The sequence below is a fragment of the Pedobacter albus genome (assembly GCF_036324255.1).
Lineage (GTDB): Bacteria > Bacteroidota > Bacteroidia > Sphingobacteriales > Sphingobacteriaceae > Pedobacter > Pedobacter albus.
The window spans coordinates 451,601-472,275 of sequence record NZ_JAZDQT010000003.1 but is presented as its reverse complement, the minus strand read 5'-3'; the positions used below and the strand labels follow the sequence as shown (position 1 = coordinate 472,275).

General features: G+C 45.1%; 17 protein-coding genes. 8 read left to right on the top strand and 9 right to left on the bottom strand.

All coding sequences use genetic code 11. The features are described 5' to 3' along the window. Positions 1 to 59: 59 nt before the first annotated feature. The 6 genes from dut to VRU48_RS17230 form a co-directional block, all read right to left on the bottom strand. Positions 60 to 494 carry a dUTP diphosphatase gene (gene dut / locus VRU48_RS17255; RefSeq protein WP_330109167.1) on the bottom strand — a complete coding sequence of 145 codons (435 nt, stop codon included), beginning with the start codon at positions 492 to 494 and terminating at the stop codon, positions 60 to 62. A gap of 3 nt (positions 495 to 497) precedes the next feature. Next, on the bottom strand, positions 498 to 1,997 hold the full coding sequence (locus VRU48_RS17250; protein ID WP_330109166.1) for a lipopolysaccharide biosynthesis protein: 1,500 nt from the start codon (positions 1,995 to 1,997) through the stop codon (positions 498 to 500). Between the two features lie 89 nt (positions 1,998 to 2,086). Beyond that, entirely contained in the window at positions 2,087 to 2,371 is a 285-nt protein-coding gene (locus tag VRU48_RS17245; protein WP_330109165.1) for an acylphosphatase, read from the bottom strand. A 197-nt stretch (positions 2,372 to 2,568) separates the two neighbouring features. After that, the gene (locus VRU48_RS17240) at positions 2,569 to 3,513 is read right to left on the bottom strand and encodes an NAD(P)H-dependent flavin oxidoreductase (RefSeq protein WP_330109164.1); all 945 of its coding nucleotides are present in this window, start codon (positions 3,511 to 3,513) and stop codon (positions 2,569 to 2,571) included. A 12-nt stretch (positions 3,514 to 3,525) separates the two neighbouring features. Beyond that, positions 3,526 to 4,491, bottom strand: a complete 966-nt coding sequence (locus VRU48_RS17235; protein ID WP_330109163.1) for a D-2-hydroxyacid dehydrogenase family protein — start codon at positions 4,489 to 4,491, stop codon at positions 3,526 to 3,528. A 10-nt stretch (positions 4,492 to 4,501) separates the two neighbouring features. Next, on the bottom strand, positions 4,502 to 5,668 hold the full coding sequence (locus VRU48_RS17230; RefSeq protein ID WP_330109162.1) for an amidohydrolase family protein: 1,167 nt from the start codon (positions 5,666 to 5,668) through the stop codon (positions 4,502 to 4,504). Between the two features lie 219 nt (positions 5,669 to 5,887). Between VRU48_RS17230 and VRU48_RS17225 the strand changes: the two genes are divergently transcribed. Together VRU48_RS17225 and VRU48_RS17220 are read left to right on the top strand one after the other, a co-directional pair. Then, the gene (locus VRU48_RS17225) at positions 5,888 to 6,205 is read left to right on the top strand and encodes a hypothetical protein (protein ID WP_330109161.1); all 318 of its coding nucleotides are present in this window, start codon (positions 5,888 to 5,890) and stop codon (positions 6,203 to 6,205) included. 89 nt (positions 6,206 to 6,294) lie between these two features. Next, positions 6,295 to 7,614 (top strand): sigma-54-dependent transcriptional regulator, encoded by a 1,320-nt coding sequence (locus VRU48_RS17220; RefSeq protein ID WP_330109160.1) that lies wholly within the window; start codon positions 6,295 to 6,297, stop codon positions 7,612 to 7,614. Here VRU48_RS17220 and VRU48_RS17215 read toward each other — a convergent pair. Further along, positions 7,599 to 10,076: a hybrid sensor histidine kinase/response regulator gene (locus VRU48_RS17215; protein WP_330109159.1), complete on the bottom strand. Its 2,478-nt coding sequence runs from the start codon at positions 10,074 to 10,076 to the stop codon at positions 7,599 to 7,601. The two genes, VRU48_RS17220 and VRU48_RS17215, sit on opposite strands and share 16 nt — an antisense overlap. 127 nt (positions 10,077 to 10,203) lie before the next feature. Here VRU48_RS17215 and VRU48_RS17210 point away from each other — a divergent pair, with 127 nt between their 5' ends. The 6 genes from VRU48_RS17210 to VRU48_RS17185 all read left to right on the top strand — a co-directional run bounded on the left by VRU48_RS17210 (position 10,204) and on the right by VRU48_RS17185 (position 16,489). Beyond that, positions 10,204 to 10,893 carry a helix-turn-helix transcriptional regulator gene (locus VRU48_RS17210; protein WP_330109158.1) on the top strand — a complete coding sequence of 230 codons (690 nt, stop codon included), beginning with the start codon at positions 10,204 to 10,206 and terminating at the stop codon, positions 10,891 to 10,893. 462 nt (positions 10,894 to 11,355) lie between these two features. Continuing rightward, positions 11,356 to 11,853, top strand: a complete 498-nt coding sequence (locus VRU48_RS17205; RefSeq protein ID WP_330109157.1) for a DinB family protein — start codon at positions 11,356 to 11,358, stop codon at positions 11,851 to 11,853. Between the two features lie 259 nt (positions 11,854 to 12,112). Continuing rightward, the gene (rluF, locus tag VRU48_RS17200) at positions 12,113 to 13,081 is read left to right on the top strand and encodes a 23S rRNA pseudouridine(2604) synthase RluF (RefSeq protein ID WP_330109156.1); all 969 of its coding nucleotides are present in this window, start codon (positions 12,113 to 12,115) and stop codon (positions 13,079 to 13,081) included. Between the two features lie 93 nt (positions 13,082 to 13,174). Further along, complete coding sequence (gene rlmN, locus VRU48_RS17195; protein ID WP_330109155.1) at positions 13,175 to 14,224, top strand: dual-specificity RNA methyltransferase RlmN; 1,050 nt, start codon at positions 13,175 to 13,177, stop codon at positions 14,222 to 14,224. 182 nt (positions 14,225 to 14,406) lie between these two features. Further along, entirely contained in the window at positions 14,407 to 15,105 is a 699-nt protein-coding gene (locus VRU48_RS17190) for a ComF family protein (RefSeq protein ID WP_330109154.1), read from the top strand. A 1-nt stretch (position 15,106) separates the two neighbouring features. After that, a complete protein-coding gene (locus tag VRU48_RS17185; protein ID WP_330109153.1) occupies positions 15,107 to 16,489 on the top strand; it encodes a hypothetical protein in 1,383 nt (460 codons plus the stop codon). A gap of 106 nt (positions 16,490 to 16,595) precedes the next feature. Here the strand turns inward: VRU48_RS17185 and VRU48_RS17180 are convergent, their stop codons facing one another. Both VRU48_RS17180 and glyA read right to left on the bottom strand, forming a co-directional pair. Continuing rightward, positions 16,596 to 19,367 (bottom strand): PAS domain S-box protein, encoded by a 2,772-nt coding sequence (locus tag VRU48_RS17180; RefSeq protein WP_330109152.1) that lies wholly within the window; start codon positions 19,365 to 19,367, stop codon positions 16,596 to 16,598. A 12-nt stretch (positions 19,368 to 19,379) separates the two neighbouring features. After that, positions 19,380 to 20,651: a serine hydroxymethyltransferase gene (glyA, locus tag VRU48_RS17175; protein WP_330109151.1), complete on the bottom strand. Its 1,272-nt coding sequence runs from the start codon at positions 20,649 to 20,651 to the stop codon at positions 19,380 to 19,382. Positions 20,652 to 20,675: the final 24 nt, after the last annotated feature.

Below are 20,675 nucleotides of genomic sequence, written 5' to 3'. Positions count from 1 at the left end.
TATCCATAAGCTTTATTCTTTACATTCTACCATTCAAAATCCAATCATTCAATCATTAATTATTTTCCCGTATGGCCATAGCCTCCGGCACCACGTTGGGTATCGCCCAGTTCGGTTGCCGGTTGCCAATTAACGGTTTCGTGTTTGGCTACCACCATTTGTGCAATCCGCTCGCCATCGTTCACCACAAAATCGGTGTCTGACAGGTTAACCAGCAACACCTTGATTTCTCCGCGGTAATCGGCATCAATGGTTCCCGGCGAATTGACAATACCTATGCCGTGCTTAAAGGCCAATCCGCTTCTGGGCCTGATTTGCGCTTCGTAGCCTACCGGCAACTCGATGTGTAAACCCGTTGGAATTAAAATACGCTGCAAAGGTTTAATCGTGATGGCTTCATTTAGGAAAGCCCTTAAGTCCATACCCGCCGCATGCTCGGTTTCGTAGGCCGGCAAAAGATGGGTTGAATGGTTGATAATCTTGATGTTTAACATGGATTAGCCTTTTTTTAAGATTTTCATTAAACCGTCTTTCTCTACATAAAAAATACCTGCCACAAAAACGATGAGCATGGCATTGCCGATATAAATGTTGCGGTGAAAGATGAAAAACGACGAGAATACAATCGCTGTAGAGATTACCAAATAAGCCAAGATCTTTTTCAGGTTATAAGGTATGGGGTAATATTTCTGTCCCAGTACGTACGACAAAACCATCATCACCAAATAGGCCAACATACTGGTCCAGGCCGAGCCCATGTAACTGAACCTCGGAATCAGCACCAGGTTAAGCACAATAGTAATGATGGCGCCTGCCACCGAAATGTACAAGCCAAAGCGGGTTTGGTCTGAAAGACGGTACCATACCGAAAGGTTCATGTAAATACCCAGGCAAACATAGCCCAGCAACAGGTAAGGTACGGCAGGCAGGCCAACCCAAAACTCGGCAATGTGCTTTTCGTCACGACTGATGAAATATTTAAGGATTTCGATATTGGCAATCAGCGCCACAAAAATAATGGCCAAGGCAATTACAAAGTACTGCAGAATGGTGGCATAAGTATTTTTGGCGTCTTTATGCTTGGCATGGCTGAAAAAGAAAGGTTCGGCACCCAGCCTAAATGCGGTAATAAAGATGCTGAGGAAGATGGCAATTTTGCATACGGCGCCATAAATACCCACTTCGCCATTGGCAACCGCAGGGGGCAACAGCTTGTTCAATACTATCTTATCCAAGTTTTCATTCACGATGAAAGAAAGGTTGGCCACCAAAATTGGCCAGCTGTAAGAGAACATGGCCGCAAACAATTTCTTGTCGAACCTGAGCTGCAATTGCAAAAACTGCGGAATGAGGTAAATAAAAGTTACGATACTGGCAATAAGGTTGGCAATAAACACATAGCCCACCCAGTGGTGCCTGTACCAGGTGGCCAGCCAATCGGCACCCAGCCAATGGTGCTTGATAATTGCCGGAATGCCATAGATAAAAAACAGGTTAAAGCCTACAAAACAACCAATATTCAGGAATTTGGCTACGCTGTAACTCATGGCCATTTCGTCGGCACGCAGTTTGGCAAAGGGAATAACGCTGATGGCATCGATGAACAAAATCCACAAGAAAAAGTTAACATACTGCTTATAATCGGGTATTTCGCTGGGTTTATTGGCCAGATAGCCGGCAATCTGTTCGTTAAATACGATGCCCGTTAACAAAAACAAGGTAGAAATAAAGGCAATGCAAAGGAACGAATTGTTGTATACCTCCTGTTTCTTGTCTTCAAACTTGTTAAGGTACCTGAAATAGGTGCTTTCCATACCAAAAGCCAAAATAGCATTGATGATGGAGGCATTGGCATAGATGTTCGTAAAAATGCCATACACGCCCTTGGGATAAACCCTGGTGTAAATTGGGGTCAGGATAAAGTTGAACAGCCTCGAAAGGACCGTACTTATGCCATAAACAGCGGTTTGACCAATAAATTTTTTATATACAGACAATGTAATTTAGGTTTTAGATTGACGATTTTAGATTTTCAGCTAGAGCTCTCGCTACCATAAACCATCCATCTCAATTCGCCAATTGAATTTTACCACAACAGATTCTTTTTGATAACTTCAAAGTTGCGATAATTTTTAATTTCTCCATCAGCTACTTCTACATTTTCTACGACCGATTTTTCAGGACCTTCCTTGCACCAATCTAAAAAGAGGTCGAGTATGGTTTCACTGGCTTCGGCTTCGATGTAAACACTGCCGTCTTTTTGGTTCTTTACCAAACCTTTTACGCCCATTTGGTCGGCCACGGCCTTGGTGCTCGCCCTAAAAAAAACGCCCTGCACCTTGCCTGTTACTTTGATATTGATATGTTTCATTTTTGTTGGTTCATTAGCCGTTAGTTCATTTGTCATTGGTTCATTAGCCATTGGTCATTCGTTCATTAGCTCATTAGCTCATTAGTTGATTGGCTCATTAGCTAATTGTCCATGGCCCATAGCTCATGGTATTGATACTTTTTAGTTAATCTTCACTATGGACAATCGACCATAGACTATTAACCCTTTTTCTTGATTTAAAATTCTGTTGCTAGAAGCCTCTTTTTCTCCTGCAAAAATTCTTTCCAAATTTCGCTGAGGATATGGGCTGCAGGTTTAATTTCGTCAAGCATGGCCGAAACTTGTCCGATTTCGAGTTCTCCTTGGTCCATATCGCCCTCAAACATACCCAGTTTTGCCCTGGCCCTGCCCAAAAGCGTGGCCAATTGTTCGGTGCTGGCGCCATCGGCCTCGGCTTGTCCAACCGCAGCCGCAAATTCATTTTGAAGCAGGCGCACAGGTACCAGTTTTTTCAGCCTCAGCTTGGTGTCGCCTTCGTTAGCCTGGATAATTTTTGCTTTAAAGTTGGGGTGGCACGACGATTCTTCGGCTACCGCAAAAGCCGAACCTATTTGCACTCCAGCAGCGCCTAAAGCCATGGCCGCCAACATGGCTCGCCCGCTGCCTATCCCCCCTGCCGCAATTACCGGAATTTTTACCGTCTTGGCAATCATCGGGATAAGGCACATGGTAGTGGTTTCTTCACGTCCGTTATGCCCGCCGGCCTCAAAGCCCTCCGCCACGATGGCGTCAACCCCCTCCGCTTCGGCCTTGAGCGCAAACTTGGTGTTGGCAATGACATGAACCACCGTAATTTCGTGCGATTTTAAAAAAGATGTCCAGGTGGCCGGATTACCCGCCGAGGTAAATACGATTTTTATGCCCTCCTCTACCAAAATATCCATAATTTCCTGGATATTGGGATAAAGCAAAGGCACATTTACCCCAAAAGGATGCGCTGTAGCCGCCTTACATTTTCGGATATGCTCTCGAAGTACCTCGGGATACATAGACCCGGCACCTATAATGCCCAATCCGCCAGCATTCGAAACCGCCGAAGCCAGCCTCCAACCACTGCACCAGATCATTCCGGCCTGTATAATGGGATATTTGATGTTGAATAATTTACAGATGGGGTTCATGTTTGATTTACCTTATTTAAGTACTTCTGGATTTACAATATGCGTTGGCCTGCCTTTGCTGTAGTTGACCACGTTTTCGAAGGCTTTGCCAAAATACAGTTCATAGCTGTTTTGCTCTACATAGCCCAAATGTGGGGCACACACTACATTGGGGAGCGTTAACAATTCAAAATTAGCATTTTTGATGGGTTCGTTCTCATAAACGTCGACACCCGCAAAACCTGGTCGGCCAGCTTTTAGGCACTTGAGCAAGGCACCACTTTCAATCAATTCGGCCCTCGCGGTATTGACAAGTACGGCGGTGGGTTTCATCAGGCTCAGGTCGCTTGCTTTCACGATGGCCATAGTTTGTTCGTTGAGGCGCAGGTGCAACGTCACCACATCTGCTTCGCTAAAAAAGTCGGCTTTATTGTGGGCCGCTTCAAAGCCATCGGCCACAGCATTGGCCCGCGATTGTTCGCTTCCCCAAACCAAAACCATGGCACCAAAAGCCTTGGCGTAATTGGCTATCAGCTTGCCTATTTTGCCATAGCCCCATATACCGATGGTTTTTCCGTAAACACTGGTACCTATATTGGTTTGCCAATTCCCGGCTTTCATCGCCGCAATAGCATTGGGCAACTGTCTTAAGGTATTCATGATCAGAAGCCAGGCTAGTTCGGCAGGTGCCACTGGCGAGCCCACGCCTTCGGCTACGGCTACTTTATGGTTGTTGCAGGCTTCTAGATCCAAGTGGCCGGCTATTTTACCTGTTTGGCTAATCAGCTTCAGGTTAGGCAGTTGTTTAAGCAGGTCAGTCGTGATGGCTGTTCGCTCTCTAATGAGCACCAATGCCTCTACATCCTGCAGCTTGGCAGCGAGCAATGCCGGATCTTTTTCGGTATCGTTCAGAATTTGTACGTCGTGGCCCTCAAGCAGCTCGAAACAAGCCAAGGTTTTGACTACATCCTGATAATCGTCTATTATGGCTATCTTCATGGCCTATTCATTAAAATAAACGTTGAACCTGGTCGCTTTCCAATTTAAAATCGGCCGAGAGCTGCACCAAGTTCAAGCCTGGCTTTTTGCCAACTTTAAGGCTTCCAAAAATTGAATCGATATTTAAAAACATGGCTCCGTTCAAGGTTGCCCATTGCAGCAAATCATCAAAAGGAAGTTGCAAACGGTCTTGCAGGGTTTTCATTTCGGCCAAAATATTAAGCTGATGGTTGCTGGCCAAGCTATCGGTACCCAAAGTTAAAGCGACCCGCTGGCTCTTGAACATCTTTACATCAGGCAGGCAGTTTTCGATATATAAATTGGCATTGGGGCAAAGGCACCAATACAAATTAGGATGTGCCTGTTCGGCAAACCGTACATCTTCTACCTCGCTCATCGTATTATGAACCAACAACGTATTTAAGGTTTGGCGGAGCTGGGGCAAATGGTAGCGGATTGCATTCTGGCCCGAGGCCTGCGCTTCGTGCGGAGGTATGCCTACGCTGGCAAAAAAATCGACAAGTGGGCCTGTGCCTTTAGCAAAAAGTTCGTTCTCGCCAGCCGTCTCCTGGTTGTGGATGCTCAAAATATCATCTTCGGCATTGTTCTTTTTAATTTCGGCAAACAAGCTCGAAGAAACCGAATATGGCGCATGGGGCACCACAGAAGCTTTGAGGGGCGAGAAATCGGCCTTGAGTTTTAAGCCGGCTTCTATTACAGGCTCCGATGGCCTGCTAAAACCAAAAACTTCTACAAAGGTATGGTAGTAGATTTTACTTTGCAGCTTAACGGCTTTCGAATCCAATTGGTTGGAAATATCGCCAACCGCAACAATACCATTGGCATACATGGCTTCGTCGGCTTTTTGCATCGCGGCCGTGATTTCGTCTTCAGGCTGTGCACGCAAGGCCAAAATCTGTCTGATGAACTGGGGCAAGCCGGTATGTTCGTCAATTTTCCCGAACAGGTGCGAAAGCTCCAAATGGCAATGGGTATTAACCAAGCCCGGAATAATGGCTCCTTTGTAGCTCACTATGCCTTCAAGCCTCATTTCTTGCACTTGTTCGGGTGTAAGTACGACGGTAATGGTTCCATCGGCATCAAGGCCAATTACGCCATTTTGGATAGGAGCTGTTTCAACCGGAAAGATCCAGTCGGCCGAAATGTAATGTTGCATGCCACAAATTAAGCGCATTCTGTTCGAAACCTAAGAAGTTTATCTGTTTTTTGACGACAAAATCAGCAAGTTGTGGAGAAACGCAACAGTGTTCAATCTTGCAAATAAATTTATCATATTGATTTTCAGCTAATTGAAAATAATTTTTCTTTTGGCACCATTATGCACTATAGCTCAGTGTAATTATTTATTTCAAAACCCTAATTTAAAAATACAGTTATGAAAAAATTATTTTTAGCCGCTACGTTAGCATTCGCAGGATTTTCAGCAGCACAAGCAAGTGAAGTAAAATCAAATCAAATTGAAATCGTTACTACCGTTCAAGACAGTGTAACCAAAACTCCGGTAAAATTGGAAGATTTGCCAGAAGGTATAAAAACTACTTTGGCTTCTGAGCCTTACAAAGCCTGGACAGCTACTGCAGCTTTCTTGGTTAAAGACGAAAAAGCTAAAAAAGAGTGGTACCAAATCGACGTGAAGAAAGAACAGGAAACCGGTTCTATCAAACTTGACAAAGACGGTAAACCTGTTGAATAACCAAAAATCAACAGTATCATTGAATAGCAGAAAACACAATTATACTTTAACAAAGGCCGGATTTATCTGGCTTTTGTTATTTTTGTATTATGTCAAAATTCCTAATTGTTGAAGACGACTCCACTTTTGCGCAAATTATTGAAGGCTTTTTAATTAAAAGTGGTTTCGAGGTCTTATTGGCATCAAACACCAAACAAGCGTACAAATTGATAGACCAACAGGACTTTGATCTGTTGCTGGTCGATTATCGCTTGCCCGATGGCACGGGGCTCGATGTGCTCAAATATGCCCGCGAAAAAGGCATTGCCACTCCCACCATCGTCATGACCAGCTTTAACGATGTGCGCACCGCCGTAAAATCGATACAGCTGGGCGCCTTCGATTACATTACCAAGCCGGTAAATCCCGACGAATTGCTGATGGTGATCAAAAATTCGCTGGCCAAAGACGAAGCCGAACCCGTAGTAGCAGACGATAACTTTATTAAAGGCAAAAGCGAGGTAGCCGAAAAACTGCACCAACATATTGCCCTGGTAGCGCCAACCGATATGTCGGTGATCATCCAAGGCGAAAGCGGCACCGGCAAAGAACATATTGCCAAAACCCTGCACCTACAGAGCAAGCGCAGCACCAAGCCCTTTATTGCCATCGATTGCGGTACCTTATCGAAAGATTTGGCTGGAAGCGAGCTTTTTGGACATACAAAAGGCGCATTTACAGGGGCATTGAACGATAAAAAAGGACAATTCGAGGCCGCCAATGGCGGTACTTTGTTTTTAGACGAGGTGGGCAACCTGAGTTACGAAGTGCAGGTAAAACTGCTCAGGGCCTTACAAGAACGTATCATTCAGCCCATTGGCAGTACCAAGACTATTTCGGTAGATGTGAGGATCATTGCGGCTACCAACGACGATTTGGCCAACAGCATCCAACAAGGCGAATTTAGGGAAGATCTTTACCACCGCCTAAACGAATTTAAGATACAGTTGCCTGCCTTGAGGGATCGGGGCAAGGATTTGGAACTGTTTATCAACCACTTTATCGCGCTGAGCAACAAAGAACTGAACCGAAACGTGCAGGCTATTGAACCTGATGCCAAACAACTGTTGCTCGATTACGATTGGCCAGGCAATTTGCGCGAGCTCAAAAACGTAATCAAAAGAATGGTGCTTTTAAGCCCTGGCGATACAGCTGGAACAGCGAGCCTGCCCGACGAAATGAAAATGGCCGTAAGCCAGTTGTCGAAAAACAGCGGTACCGACCTCAAAGCCGTAAACGAACAAAACGAGAAACAGCTCATTACCGAAACCCTGCAAAAAGTAAGGTTCAACAAATCAAAGGCGGCCAAGTTGCTTAATATTGATCGTAAAACGCTTTACAGCAAAATGGAACGCTACGGCATCGAATAATCCATTTCGTTAACCAATAGGAGCAACTGATCAAGCTCATCGACGAGGTTGTTGACCTGATGCTTTATCTTCTCGTCAATTCGGACGCTTTCCTCTATTTCAAGTTCCAGCTTTCTAAATTTTTCCGCCAGTGCGGCAGCCCCAACTTGGGCAGTACGTCCGGCCAAACGGTGTACAATAAGTCGGCAATTGGCTTTGTCTTCTTTCAGGAGGCTTTCTTTAAGCATTTCGCTGTCGTGCTGGCAATCGGCTTGAAACTGGTTCAATATCCTTTGCAGCAATTGCTGATCGCCCAAAGTCATCTTCTCGATAGTGCTAACATCAAACGCTACCTGTTCTTTAACCGCAATTGCCCTTTCGAAAATAGACAAGAGGTCTTCTGTTTTAAAAGGCTTCGTAATCAAGCCACTAAATCCTTCGGCTAAAATAGCTTGCTGTTCATCGGGCAGTACCTGTGCCGTAATGGCATAAAACTTAACATGCGGAGGCATTTTATGTTTCAAGATGCGGTGCAGTTCCAACCCCGACATTTCTGGCAAACGCATATCAATAAGCACATAATTTACGCCGCTTTGTTCGGCATTGAGTATGGCCTGCGCCGTGTTAAAGGTTTGGTAAGGAATATGATGCTTTTCGAAAATCAATGCACACAGTTCCAAAATCAGCTGGTCATCGTCTATCATCCATACTTTGCCGGTATGGGCAATGGCGTTTTGGCCAATGGTTTCCAATTCGTTTTCAGGTTTTTCGGCATACCGATATTTCAGGTGGAAAGTAAATGTAGTACCCTTCTCTTTTTGGCTTTTTACGTTAATGCGACCATCCTGGCTTTCGACCAAAGATTTAACAATGGCCAAGCCCAAGCCTGTTCCGGTTTGGTTATGGATGTATTTTTCACTGCTTTCTATTTGTTCAAACTCGTTAAAGATCCGTTGGATATGTGCTTCGTCAAAGCCAATGCCGGTGTCTTTGATCACAAAGTTGAAATGCACAAAATCGCCATGTCTTTTTAGCGAAAGGTCGAAGTTAATTTGGCCCTCTACCGTAAATTTAATGGCATTGCCCAACAGGTTGAACAAAATCTGCTTCAACCTAAAGGCATCGCCCAGGGCATAATGCACGCCATCCAACTCAAAATCGGTAACCAAACTCACCTGCTTCTGTTCGGCCAGCGGGCGCATCACCTCCACCACCTCATCAAGCACTTTGCCTACGTTAAACACCTGTTGATTAAAAGTAAACTCGCCCGAAATGATGCGGTTGTAATCGAGCACCTCGTTTACAATCTGCAATAAATGCACCGCCGACTGGTAGATCGCATCCACGTTTTTCTTATTCGGCTTATCCTGTTGCGCAATCAGCTCGGCATAACCCAAAATAGACTGCAAGGGCGTTCTGATTTCGTGGCTCATGTTAGAAAGGAAGCGCTGTTTGGCCTTGCTGTGGTACTCGGCCTCGTCTTTGGCGGTTTCGAGGTCTTTTCGGTAGCGGTTAATGCTGGTAATGTCTGTTAAGATGAGGTACACCAGCACAATGGTCAAGAAGAAAAAGCCGATCAGCAAAGCCGTAATCTGTCCAGCGCCTTTATTAACCACTGCTTTGGCCTGATTGTTTTTCAGGTCAACCTGCGCCACCGCATCGGCCTCTACCTCTTTCAGGATATTGAGCATTTGGGTGGTAATGAGCGTACTGGCCGTGGCCAAATCGGCTTCCCTTTTTAAAAACTTGGCGCTTTTTTCTTTCTGCTCGGTTTCAATGGTCCTTAAAATGGTGTCGATGTGATTGGCAATGCTATCTTCTACTTGCGTATTTAAGGTATCGCGCTTGATTTTAAATTCTTCATTAATGATTTTATAGACCTCTGATTTCTTCTTGCCAAACAGCTTGCTTAAAAATCCCCTCGATTTCTGTTCCTCTTCTGGCGCGACAATAGTGGTCGAAGTAGAGGTTTCGGTAGTCAAAAGGGCACTGTCGCGTTGTTGGCCACGCTGGGCAATCAGCTTATTCAGTTTGCTTACCTCTTCAGAAAACGATTTGGTATTGACCAAGGTTTCGCGTACCTGCATGTACATCACAAACTGCTGGTCCTTATCATCAAGCAGCCTTTTGATAGACCTGATGCGCCTCAATTGGGCCTTGTCTTTGGCGTAAAGCTTGGCCAAAGTATCCAAATCACTGCGCGAAGCCCGCGATTCCCTGATAAACTCGGTACTCTTTCCTTTGTTGTTGATGGCCTGATCGCGCTGCAACTGGTCGAGCTTTGAAATGCTGTGCGACAACTGGTTTACCATTTTGAGGCGTTCGTTCGGTGCCGAAATCTCCTCCACAGTGTGCAACATCTTCTTAAAGGCAAACCTGCTGATAGCCCAAGCTGTTAAAAGGGCAAAACAGGCTAACAAGAAGCCAATCACCACTTTGCTCTTCGCTACCGTAAAAAAACGCTTTTTGATATTGGTCTGCATTAAAATTGTTTCACTATAAATAACCTCTTAGTTAACGCAATGGTTTAGAAAATGTGGTTATACTTAAATTTCGGTTTCGTTTCTAAGCGATTATCTGTATTTTTATCACAGCTATTTTCAGGCCAAAATGAACAGAATAGACAGACTTTTCGGAATATTAATCCTTTTGCAATCAAGAAAATACGTAACTGCCGAAAAAATCGCCGACCAGTTCGACATCAGCATACGTACGGTTTACCGCGACATGCGGGCACTTGCCGAACAGGGCGTTCCCATCAGTTTCGAACCCCATAAAGGCTATTTCATTGTGCAAGGTTATTTTCTGCCACCCATTTCGTTTAATTCTGACGAGGCCAACGCGCTCTTGCTGATGGAGCGTTTTTTAACAGGCTTTGGCGATAAATCCATTGCCCATCATTACACCACAGCGCTGAACAAGGTAAAAGGCGTACTGCGCAGCAGCCAAAAGGAAAAGCTCGAAAACCTGAACGAAAACATCAGGCTACAGTTGCCTGAAAGACTGAAAAACGATACCGAATACCTTTCGGCACTCCAAAATGCCATCAGCGCCAAATGTATTGTAGAAATAGATTATAAAAACAAGAAAGGCGAAGCCAGCAAAAGAGAAGTTGAACCAATCGGCCTCATTTTTTACGCTTTTAGCTGGCACTTGATCGCCTGGTGCCACCTGCGCAATGAATATCGCGATTTCAAGGTCATCAATATCGTGGCGGTTAAATGCACCGAAATCCCCTTCCGCAAAAGCGAACACATGGCCCTGAACGACTACATGAAAATGTTGCCAGTGGATTATTAATGGTTAGTCCTTTTGTCTTGAAACAAAAGTGACCAAAAGTTCAAGGCTACTGCATTTTATCAGCTGCCGTTCGTCAATCACTTTCGTTGTATAGCGCGACATCAGCTGGCCAGTGCCAGAAAAAACTACAAAAGCATAGCACTTCCTTACAAATCGCTCTTCCGAGCCTCGAGCGAAGCGATTCTGCATCATTTACTTACTGGCATTCTTTAAGCACTTACCAAGCAGAACGAAGCGATCGGCTTTTGTAGTTGTGTATAGGGCATGAGCAAAAGGCACATGAGGCCAGCGATGCCCTTTCTTTGCTTCGTTTCTTTGGGCACACAAAGAAATGAAGGCAAAACCTCCTTATCTCGACAAACAGAAACTACAATCTTCTCAAATATTTTTCATCCCCAATTTTACACTGCCATAGGGTTGTCAGTAAGCCCTCGTTACTTTGGGTAAACAAACACAAAAACGATGAACATTATTGAACTTTTATTGACCGAATTGGCGCAGGAAGCGCAAACAACCCGTAAGATGCTGGCTTTGGTACCTGCCGACAAATTGGATTGGGCACCGCACGAAAAAAGCATGAAAATGAAAGACCTGAGCGTCCACATTGCCGAACTGCCTACCTGGGTAACCCTGGCCTTAAAAACCGACGGACTGGATTTTGCCACCGAGCCTTATAACCCAACTGCGGTAAGCAACGCTGCCGATTTGCTTGCCCTGTTCGAAAAAAGCTACGAAGATGGCCGTGCAAGCCTAAGCGAGACTACCGACAAAGACCTGAGCGGGACTTGGGTTTTGCGCAACGCCGATCAGGTTTATGCCACCATGACCAAATACGAAACCATTAGGCATGCCTTTAGCCAAACCATCCACCACAGGGCACAGCTAGGCGTTTACCTGCGTTTGTTAAACATCCCAATTCCGGGAAGCTATGGCCCCAGTGCAGATGACCCAAGCTTTTAAATACTGTACTTTGACAACCTTTTTGGCTACCTTGGCCATCAGGGTTGTCAAAGTTTGGCTAGGCATTGTTTTAAACGTTGCCCGAAGCCTGATTTATTGTTTATTTTGAAATCTTATGCCTTGATTGGCGATATTTCAGCCCTCAAAATTCCATAACATACTGGTTTTGCATCAAAGATTGATCGGCAAAACTCAGTATTGTTGCTGTTTATCGGATTAGAATTGGTTACTTTGTAAGATATTTCATAATCTTTACCACATGTCTGATTCTACAACACGATTAAACAAATACATTAGCGAAAGCGGTTTATGCTCAAGAAGAGCGGCCGACAGGTACATCGAACTTGGCCAGGTTTTTATTAACGGGCGCAAAGCTAAGGTAGGCGACAAAGTGTTTTTTGGCGATGTGGTAAGCGTAAACGGCCAAACCATTGAGCCCCAACAGGCGGAAAGCACCATTCTTTTGGCTTACAACAAGCCTGTAGGCATTACCAGCACCACCGAATCGAAAGTAAAAGACAACATTGTAGATCACGTTAACCATAGCGAAAGGGTATTCCCGATTGGCCGGTTGGACAAAGACTCGCAAGGTCTTATCTTTTTAACCAACAATGGCGATTTGGTTAACAAAATACTTCGCGCAGGCAATAGCCACGAAAAAGAATACGTGGTTACCGTAAACAAACCTCTTACCGATCAGTTTATCGAAGGTATGGGCAAAGGTGTACCTGTGTTGGGCGTGATGACCAAAAAGTGCAAGGTAACCAAAGAAGCGCCCAATGTTTTCAGGATTGTGCTTGTACAGGGCCTCAACAGGCAAATCCGTCGCATGTGCGAGCATTTCGGCTATGAAGTAACGAAGCTGGAGCGCGTTCGGATCATGAACATCACCTTAAAAGGCATTCCGGTTGGCGATTGGCGCGAGCTTACGCCAGAAGAATTAACGCAGATTACCAAACAATTGGCCAAATCGAGTTCGGAAAAACCTGCAACGCCGAAAAAAGAAAGCCAAAAATCAGCCGCTCCAAAGGCCGAAAAACCCGCACAGCGTTTTGGCAAAGAAAAAACCGCAGCCACAAAAGGCAGGGCCAAAACCAATGGAGGCCCAAGCAAATCAAATACAACAGGAAGCGACTGGTTTAAATCTGGCCCCAACAGAAGGCCTACCCGACCAGGCAAGGGCAAATCGGGTGCACCCGCAGCCAAAACCCGCAGTCCAAAAAGATAATTAATACCGATGTCAAATTAGTTGATTAGTCATGGGTTCATTGGTAAAATGATACCCGGATATGAACTAATTTAAGTATCTTTACACCGTAAAATGCTTAGCACTAAGAAAATAGATATCCGTTCGCTTGATTTGACGCAATTGCAGCAGCACTTTGCCGACATGAAAGAGCCTGCCTACCGGGCAAAACAGGTTTACCAATGGCTTTGGGAAAAATCGGCACGCAACTTCGACGAAATGAGCAACTTGTCTAAAGACCTGCGCAAAAAACTTTCAGACAATTACGCCATTAATGCAGTCGAAATCAACAGCGCACAATTTAGCAACGACCATACCATCAAAAATGCCTTCCGTTTGTACGATGGCAACATTGTGGAAGGCGTACTGATCCCGACCGACGAAAGGATGACCGCCTGCGTAAGCTCGCAAGTAGGCTGCAGCCTGACCTGCAAATTTTGCGCAACCGGCTATATGGACCGCAAACGCAACCTCAATGCCGACGAAATTTACGATCAGGTAGTGCTGATTGACCAACAGGCCAAAAAGAACTACAATATTCCCTTAACCAATATCGTATACATGGGTATGGGCGAGCCTTTGCTCAACTACGCCAACGTATTGAAATCTATAGAGCGCATTACCGCTCCCGATGGCCTGAACATGTCGTACAAGCGCATTACCGTTTCTACCGCGGGCATTGCCAAAATGATCAAAAAACTAGGCGATGACGGCGTAAAGTTCAACTTGGCCCTGTCGCTACATGCCGCCAACGACATTAAGCGCCACGAAATCATGCCTATTACCGAACACAATTCGTTAAAGGCATTGGCCGAAGCCCTGAAATACTATTTCTCTAAAACCAAAAATCCGGTTACCTACGAATACATCGTCTTCAACAATTTCAACGACGAAATACAGGATGCCATGGAGTTGGCCAAATTCTGCAAGCATGTGCCTTGCAAGGTCAACCTGATTGAATACAACCCTATCCAATTTGCCGATTTCATCAATGCTGAAGGCGATAAAATAGATGCTTTTGCCAATTACCTGCGCAGCCAGGGTATCAACACCAACATCAGGAGAAGCCGTGGCAAAGACATCGACGCGGCCTGCGGACAATTGGCTGTCAAAGAAACGGCTTAGCTTAGGCTAGCTAATAGTCGTTAGGCTGTAGTCCATAGTCTTCGCCATGATTAAAAACCATGCAACGAAGCAATCCCTTTGGACAAGTTTCCGGTCTACCCTATTGTCCAATCAACCCTAAACCATGGACTATTTACCATTATGTTGTTCGCATTATGCCAACAATTGCTTAAATTGTAAGTATGATAGCCATCAAGCGTTTAGCCGAAGATACGATCAACCTGCTCTTCCCATTGCTCTGCAATGCTTGTGGAACGCATTTACACTATGGCGAAAAAGAAATCTGCAGCCATTGCCTTTACGATCTTCCCTACACCGATTTCCATCTGTACCCAGACAATCCCGTAGCGAAGCAATTTTGGAGCCGCATACCTTGTAATGCTGCCACGGCGATGCTCTATTTCAAGAAAGGCAACAAAGTACAGCAATTGATGCACGGCTTAAAGTACAAAGGCAAAACAGAAACAGGCAGGCTTTTAGGCCATCTTTTAGGCCAAAAATTGCTTTCAAACCCATCCTATGCCGATATCAGCGCCATTGTACCCGTACCTTTGCATGCACACAAGGAAAAGCTGAGAGGCTACAACCAAAGCCTGTTCATTGCCAAGGGCATAGCCGAAGTTTTTGATGTTCCGGTAAAAAATGCTAACTTATTACGTCAAAAGGCAACCAGCAGCCAAACTAAAAAATCGCGATATACCCGATACGAAAACATGGAATCGGTTTTTGAAGTGAGGCATCCCGAAGAATTGAAAGACGGACATATCCTTTTGGTCGACGACGTGATTACCACCGGCTCAACACTAGAAGCCTGTGGCCAAGCGTTATTAAACATTGGTGTTAAAAAATTAAGTATAGCTACCCTAGCTTTTGCAGAATAAGATGAGAGTAAAACTACTGCTTCTGAGTATCTTAACCAGCCTGATCTTTGCGGCCTGCAACAAGGACGAGGAGCTGACGCTAGACTTGGATGCCAAACTCAACTTCTCATCAGACAGCGTGTTATTCGATACCGTTTTTACGGCAGTAGGTTCAAGCACCAGAAGATTAAAAATCTATAACCGAAATTCGAGGGCCATCAACCTGAACCAAATTCGCCTAAGCGGAGGCAACAATTCGGCTTTTAGCCTGAACATTAACGGACAGGCCGTTTCAGAAACCAATAACCTTAAAATAAACGGCAACGATTCGATCAATGTCTTTGTAAAGGTCAACATCAACCCAACCCAGCAAGACCTGCCTTTTATTGTGCAGGATTCGATTTTGTGCTACTTTAATGGTAAAAAGCAACGCATCGCGCTCGTCGCCTACGGACAGAACGCAGTATTTATCAACAGCGCTACCATTAAGAACAATATGGTTTGGAACAGCAAATTGCCTTACATCATCTACAAATCGCTTACCGTAGCCGAAAATACCAACCTAACCTTAGAGCCGGGCACCAAAATCTTGTTTCATGGCAATTCTACCATGAGCATTAAAGGTACCTTAACTGCGCTGGGCACCAAGGCTGATAGTATTGTATTTGCCAGCGATAGGCTGGAGAAACTGTACAGCAACGAAACCGGGCAATGGAATGGCATCCATTTCTATCCCGAAAGCAAAAATTCGCGCATCAATTATGCAGTCATCAAAAATGGCATTACCGGCATTACCGTCGATTCGCTATCGGTAAACGACCAGCCCAAGCTGTTGTTAACCAATACCATCATCAAAAACATGGAGGTGGTAGGCTTTTTGGGCTATCAAACCGACCTTACCGCTTTCAACAATCTTTTCTACAACTGTGGCCAATACCTGCTGTATGGTGTAGGTGGCGGCAAATACAACCTCAAACAAAATACTTTTGCAGGCTACAACCCCTACTTTGCGCGAAAAACAGCGGCCGTATACTTCTCAGATTATATCAGCAATACGCAATCGGGCAACCTGAGCATCGATTTTTACAACAACATTGTATGGGGAAGCCTGAGCAACGAGTTTCTGATCGACAAAAAAGCCACCAATACGCTATTAACGGCTACCGTAAAAAACAACCTGCTCAAAATAAACACGAATACTTTAAACGGCACTAACCTCCTGAACAGCGATCCGCTATTTATAAATGTAGATGCCGGAAATTTTAGGCTGGCCAAGGGCAGTCCGGCCAACAATAAGGGGTTTGACCTAAGTACCGACAGCTATTTTAGCACTTACCTGAACAAAGACCTAAACTATAAGTTAAGAATATTTCCCTCAGAACTAGGCTGTTACGAAAATAATTAAAAAATTATCACATTTTTTAAAACATTTGATACCTGCTCGCGTTTATTATATCGAGAGCGTTAATTTAGATGGTAAGGGTCGATATTTTTTAGGAAATATCGGCCCTTTACTTTTTAAGGAAGTTATGGAGCACCTGCTTGATTTCTTCTGGATTAAACGGCTTTAAAACGTGTCCGTTCATGCCACAATCCCTGAATTTCATATTTTCGTTATGCAAGGTAGATGCCGTTAGGGCAATAATGGGCAGGTTCTTGTAATAGGCACCCGGTATTTCGCGAACAATGCGCGTGGTATCAAAACCATCAATACCCGGCATACGGATATCCATAAACACCAGGTCGTATACATTATCCATGATTTTGCGGATCGCTTCTTCGCCGTTGGAGGCAAAATCGATATCCAAGCCCCATTTGCTCAAAAATCTTTTGGCAATCAGGATGTTCACCTCGTTATCGTCTACCACCAAGATGCGTTTACCCGTAAAAAGACTAGGCAAGGCGGCTGGCACTTGGGCTTTTTCGGGTTGCCCCAGCAATTTGAAGCTAATTTCGAAACAGAACACCGTTCCCTTGCCTTCTACGCTTTGCACCTCTATTTCCGATTGGTAAAGCTTGATTAGTTTTTTGGTGATGGCCAAACCCAGCCCCGTACCTCCATACTTTCTCGAAATATCGGTTCTGGCCTGCGTAAACGTTTCGAAAATATAAGACTGCTTTTCTTTGGGAATGCCAATGCCATTGTCAGAAACCTCAAAATAAATCAATGCTTCATTGGAGGTTTGCTGTTTTAGTTTGAGCGTAAATTCAACTTTGCCATGATCGGTAAACTTGATGGCATTGCCCAATAAGTTCATCACAATTTGGTAGAGCCTGGTTTTATCGCCTAGCAGTTGCTCAGGTATTTTATCGTCGTAAGTTAATAGCAACTGGTTTCCTTTTTTGCCGGCGGCCACCTGCAACGAGTTCACAATGTCTACACAAAGCGTGTGTAAGTCGAACGGCAAAGCCTCCAACTGCAGGTTTCCGGTTTCTATTTTGGTAAAGTCGAGGATGTCGTTGATGATGTTGAGCAGGTTTTCGCCCGAGAATTTCAGGATGTTCAGGTCGTCGATCTGCGAATCCTTAGGTTCGTTTTCCAGCAACAGGTGCGTCATTCCGATAACGGCATTGAGCGGCGTCCGTATTTCGTGGCTCATCACCGAAAGAAACATTTCTTTGGCTTCGCTCAACTGCAGGGCCTGTTCCCTGGCCTCCACCATTTCGCGCTCTACCTGTTTGCGCTGTGTAATGTCGTAGATAAGCTCTACCTGGCGTTCTAATTGTCCATTGACATTGATAATCGGCGTATTGGCCACCGAAAGCCAAATCGGCGTGCCGTCTTTTTTATGCGCCAAAACCTCAATGGTGTAGGCTTGCTTGTTGTTGGCCTTTTTCCGCGATTTAAGGATCAGTTCCTTATCGGTATCCGGTGTAGAAAGTACATCGCCCAGCATTTTGCCCGAAAGCTCGGCCAGCGAATAGCCGATCAGGCCTTCCAAGGCATCGTTTATCCAGGTAATTTCCCCCTTTTCGTTCGAAATGGTTACGCCGGTATTGGTTTTGCTCGCCACCAGCGATAGCACCTGCAGTTCTTCTTCGGCCTTTTTCTTTTCGGTAATATCGATGATGATTTCTACCTCGGTTTCTACCTTGCCTTCGTCATCTAGTACTACCGTATTGTAGATAGATAGCCAAATGGGTTGCTTATCTTTGCGGTAGGCCAGAATATCGACGGTAAAAGATTGTTTTTGCTGGGTAAGCTGACGTGCCTTTTCAATAAGCGACCAATCGGTTTCTGGTCCGCAAATCAAATCGCCTAAAGGTTTGCCCTTTACTTCTTCGAGGGTAAAACCGGTAATTTTCTCAAAAGCATCGTTAACCCAGATGGCATTGTTATTGGCATCGTTAATCACCACGCCGTTGTTTACCTTGCTGGCCACGAACGAGAGTTTGGTCAGTTCGTTTTCTACCTTTTTGCTTTCGGTAATATCCCTGCCATAGCAGTACCAGCGATTGTCTTTGGCCACCATGTTCCAGCCCATCCATTTCACCTGGTTGTACTTGCTTACCAGCCTAAAATCGATGCTGAACTGTTTCTCTCCGCTTCGCAATCCATCCTCTATCGCATAAACGGTTCTATCTACATCTTCGCGCAGGCAGTAGTTCCACATGCTTTGGCCAATGGTTTCTTCAACAGTATACTGCAACAGCGAGGTTACGGCATCATTGATAAAAAGAATGGCTCCATTCCGATCTAGAATACAATGGATTTCGGGCGAAACCGTAAAAATGTCGACAAACTCGTCAAAGCGCTTGGTTTGGGCTTCGAGCTGGGCATTTTTTCTTTTAAGTGCCAGTTGGGCTACCACCTGTACCGCCAGGGTAGACAGGGCTTCGAGCTGGTGTTCGTTCAGGTTTCGGGGCTGTACATCAAGCAGGCAAAGACAGCCCAGCGCAAAGCCTTCGCTGTCTTTTAGCGGCGCACTGGCATAAAACCTGATGTGGGCATCGCTATTAACCAATGGATGGCTCGACAATTCGGGTTCCTGCGTCACATCTGGCATCAAAAAAATATGATCGGCCATCATGGTATACTGGCAAATGGTTACCGCTTTAGGCAACTTTCTGTGCTCAGCTTCTACACCTACGGCCGATTTCAGGATCACGCTATCGCGATCAACGAAAGACACATAGGCAATAGGCACGTTGGCAATCTGCGCCGCGAGCTTCACCAAATTGTCGAGCTCATGCTCCAGCCCATCTCCCAAAATGTCATAAGAATACAAGGCCTCAAGGCGCTGTTCTTCTTGTTCGGCAGAATAGGGAGACTGGTTGAACATTGCTTAAAAAGCTTATTTATAAAGCGGGAAGCGACTGGTTAAGGCTTGTACTTGTTGTTTAACCTGGTTAAGGTTGTTTTCGTCTTCCGGATTGCTCAACACCTGATCTATCAGGTCGACAATTTGTCCCATTTCGCTTTCTTTTAATCCCCTTGTAGTAATAGCGGCTGTACCTACGCGCATGCCCGAGGTTACAAACGGCGACTTATCATCAAAAGGAACCATATTTTTGTTAACGGTAATGTCTGCTTTCTCCAACGCGTTTTCGGCCAACTTACCGGTAATGCCCTTGTTGCGCAGGTCGATCAGCATCAAATGGTTGTCTGTTCCGCCAGAAATGATACCATAACCTTTGGCTACAAAAGCTTTGGCCATGGCCTGTGCATTGGCACCAACTTGTTTAATGTAGGTGAGGTAATCGTCGCTAAGCGCTTCGCCAAAAGCAATGGCTTTAGCGGCAATGATATGCTCTAGCGGGCCACCTTGTGTACCTGGGAAAACCGCCATGTCTAAAATGGCCGACATCATTTTGATTTCGCCTTTTGGCGTTTTGTGTCCCCAAGGATTTTCAAAATCCTGGCCCATCATGATCATGCCGCCACGTGGACCGCGCAAGGTTTTATGGGTAGTGGTGGTAACGATATGGCAATGTGGCAATGGATTATTCAACAAGCCTTTGGCAATGAAACCTGCAGGATGCGAAATATCGGCCAGTACCAAGGCACCGATTTGATCGGCTACCTTGCGGATAAAGGCATAATCCCATTCTCTCGAATAGGCAGAGGCACCGCAGATGATCAATTTTGGTTTTTCGGCCAAAGCCACTTCTTCCAATCTTGCATAGTCGATCAGGCCATCTTCTTTTTTAACACCGTAAAAATGTGGCTGATACAATTTACCAGAAAAGTTTACCGGCGAACCATGGGTTAAGTGGCCACCATGCGAAAGGTCGAAACCTAAGATTTTATCGCCTGGTTGGATAACAGCTAGCATAACCGCGGCATTGGCCTGTGCACCCGAGTGGGGCTGTACGTTTACCCATGCTGCGCCAAAAAGCTGTTTTGCTCTTTCGATAGCTAAATTTTCGATGTCATCTACCACTTGGCAGCCACCATAATAGCGTTTGCCCGGTAAGCCTTCGGCATATTTGTTGGTTAATACCGAACCTGCTGCTTCCATTACCTGTTTGCTCACAAAGTTTTCGGATGCGATGAGCTCAAGACCATGCTCCTGTCTATCTAATTCTTTGTTAATTAGATCAAAAATTATAGTATCTCGTTTCATTATGGGAAAAGTATTTTTGGTAAA

Bases quoted from the DNA above. Each gene is read 5' to 3' on its own strand.
- dut (WP_330109167.1), bottom strand. From the start codon at position 494: ATGTTAAACATCAAGATTATCAACCATTCAACCCATCTTTTGCCGGCC.
- VRU48_RS17245 (WP_330109165.1), bottom strand. From the start codon at position 2,371: ATGAAACATATCAATATCAAAGTAACAGGCAAGGTGCAGGGCGTTTTT.
- VRU48_RS17240 (WP_330109164.1), bottom strand. From the start codon at position 3,513: ATGAACCCCATCTGTAAATTATTCAACATCAAATATCCCATTATACAG.
- VRU48_RS17235 (WP_330109163.1), bottom strand. From the start codon at position 4,491: ATGAAGATAGCCATAATAGACGATTATCAGGATGTAGTCAAAACCTTG.
- VRU48_RS17230 (WP_330109162.1), bottom strand. From the start codon at position 5,668: ATGCAACATTACATTTCGGCCGACTGGATCTTTCCGGTTGAAACAGCT.
- VRU48_RS17225 (WP_330109161.1), top strand. From the start codon at position 5,888: ATGAAAAAATTATTTTTAGCCGCTACGTTAGCATTCGCAGGATTTTCA.
- VRU48_RS17220 (WP_330109160.1), top strand. From the start codon at position 6,295: ATGTCAAAATTCCTAATTGTTGAAGACGACTCCACTTTTGCGCAAATT.
- VRU48_RS17215 (WP_330109159.1), bottom strand. From the start codon at position 10,076: ATGCAGACCAATATCAAAAAGCGTTTTTTTACGGTAGCGAAGAGCAAA.
- VRU48_RS17210 (WP_330109158.1), top strand. From the start codon at position 10,204: ATGAACAGAATAGACAGACTTTTCGGAATATTAATCCTTTTGCAATCA.
- VRU48_RS17205 (WP_330109157.1), top strand. From the start codon at position 11,356: ATGAACATTATTGAACTTTTATTGACCGAATTGGCGCAGGAAGCGCAA.
- rluF (WP_330109156.1), top strand. From the start codon at position 12,113: ATGTCTGATTCTACAACACGATTAAACAAATACATTAGCGAAAGCGGT.
- rlmN (WP_330109155.1), top strand. From the start codon at position 13,175: ATGCTTAGCACTAAGAAAATAGATATCCGTTCGCTTGATTTGACGCAA.
- VRU48_RS17190 (WP_330109154.1), top strand. From the start codon at position 14,407: ATGATAGCCATCAAGCGTTTAGCCGAAGATACGATCAACCTGCTCTTC.
- VRU48_RS17185 (WP_330109153.1), top strand. From the start codon at position 15,107: ATGAGAGTAAAACTACTGCTTCTGAGTATCTTAACCAGCCTGATCTTT.
- VRU48_RS17180 (WP_330109152.1), bottom strand. From the start codon at position 19,367: ATGTTCAACCAGTCTCCCTATTCTGCCGAACAAGAAGAACAGCGCCTT.
- glyA (WP_330109151.1), bottom strand. From the start codon at position 20,651: ATGAAACGAGATACTATAATTTTTGATCTAATTAACAAAGAATTAGAT.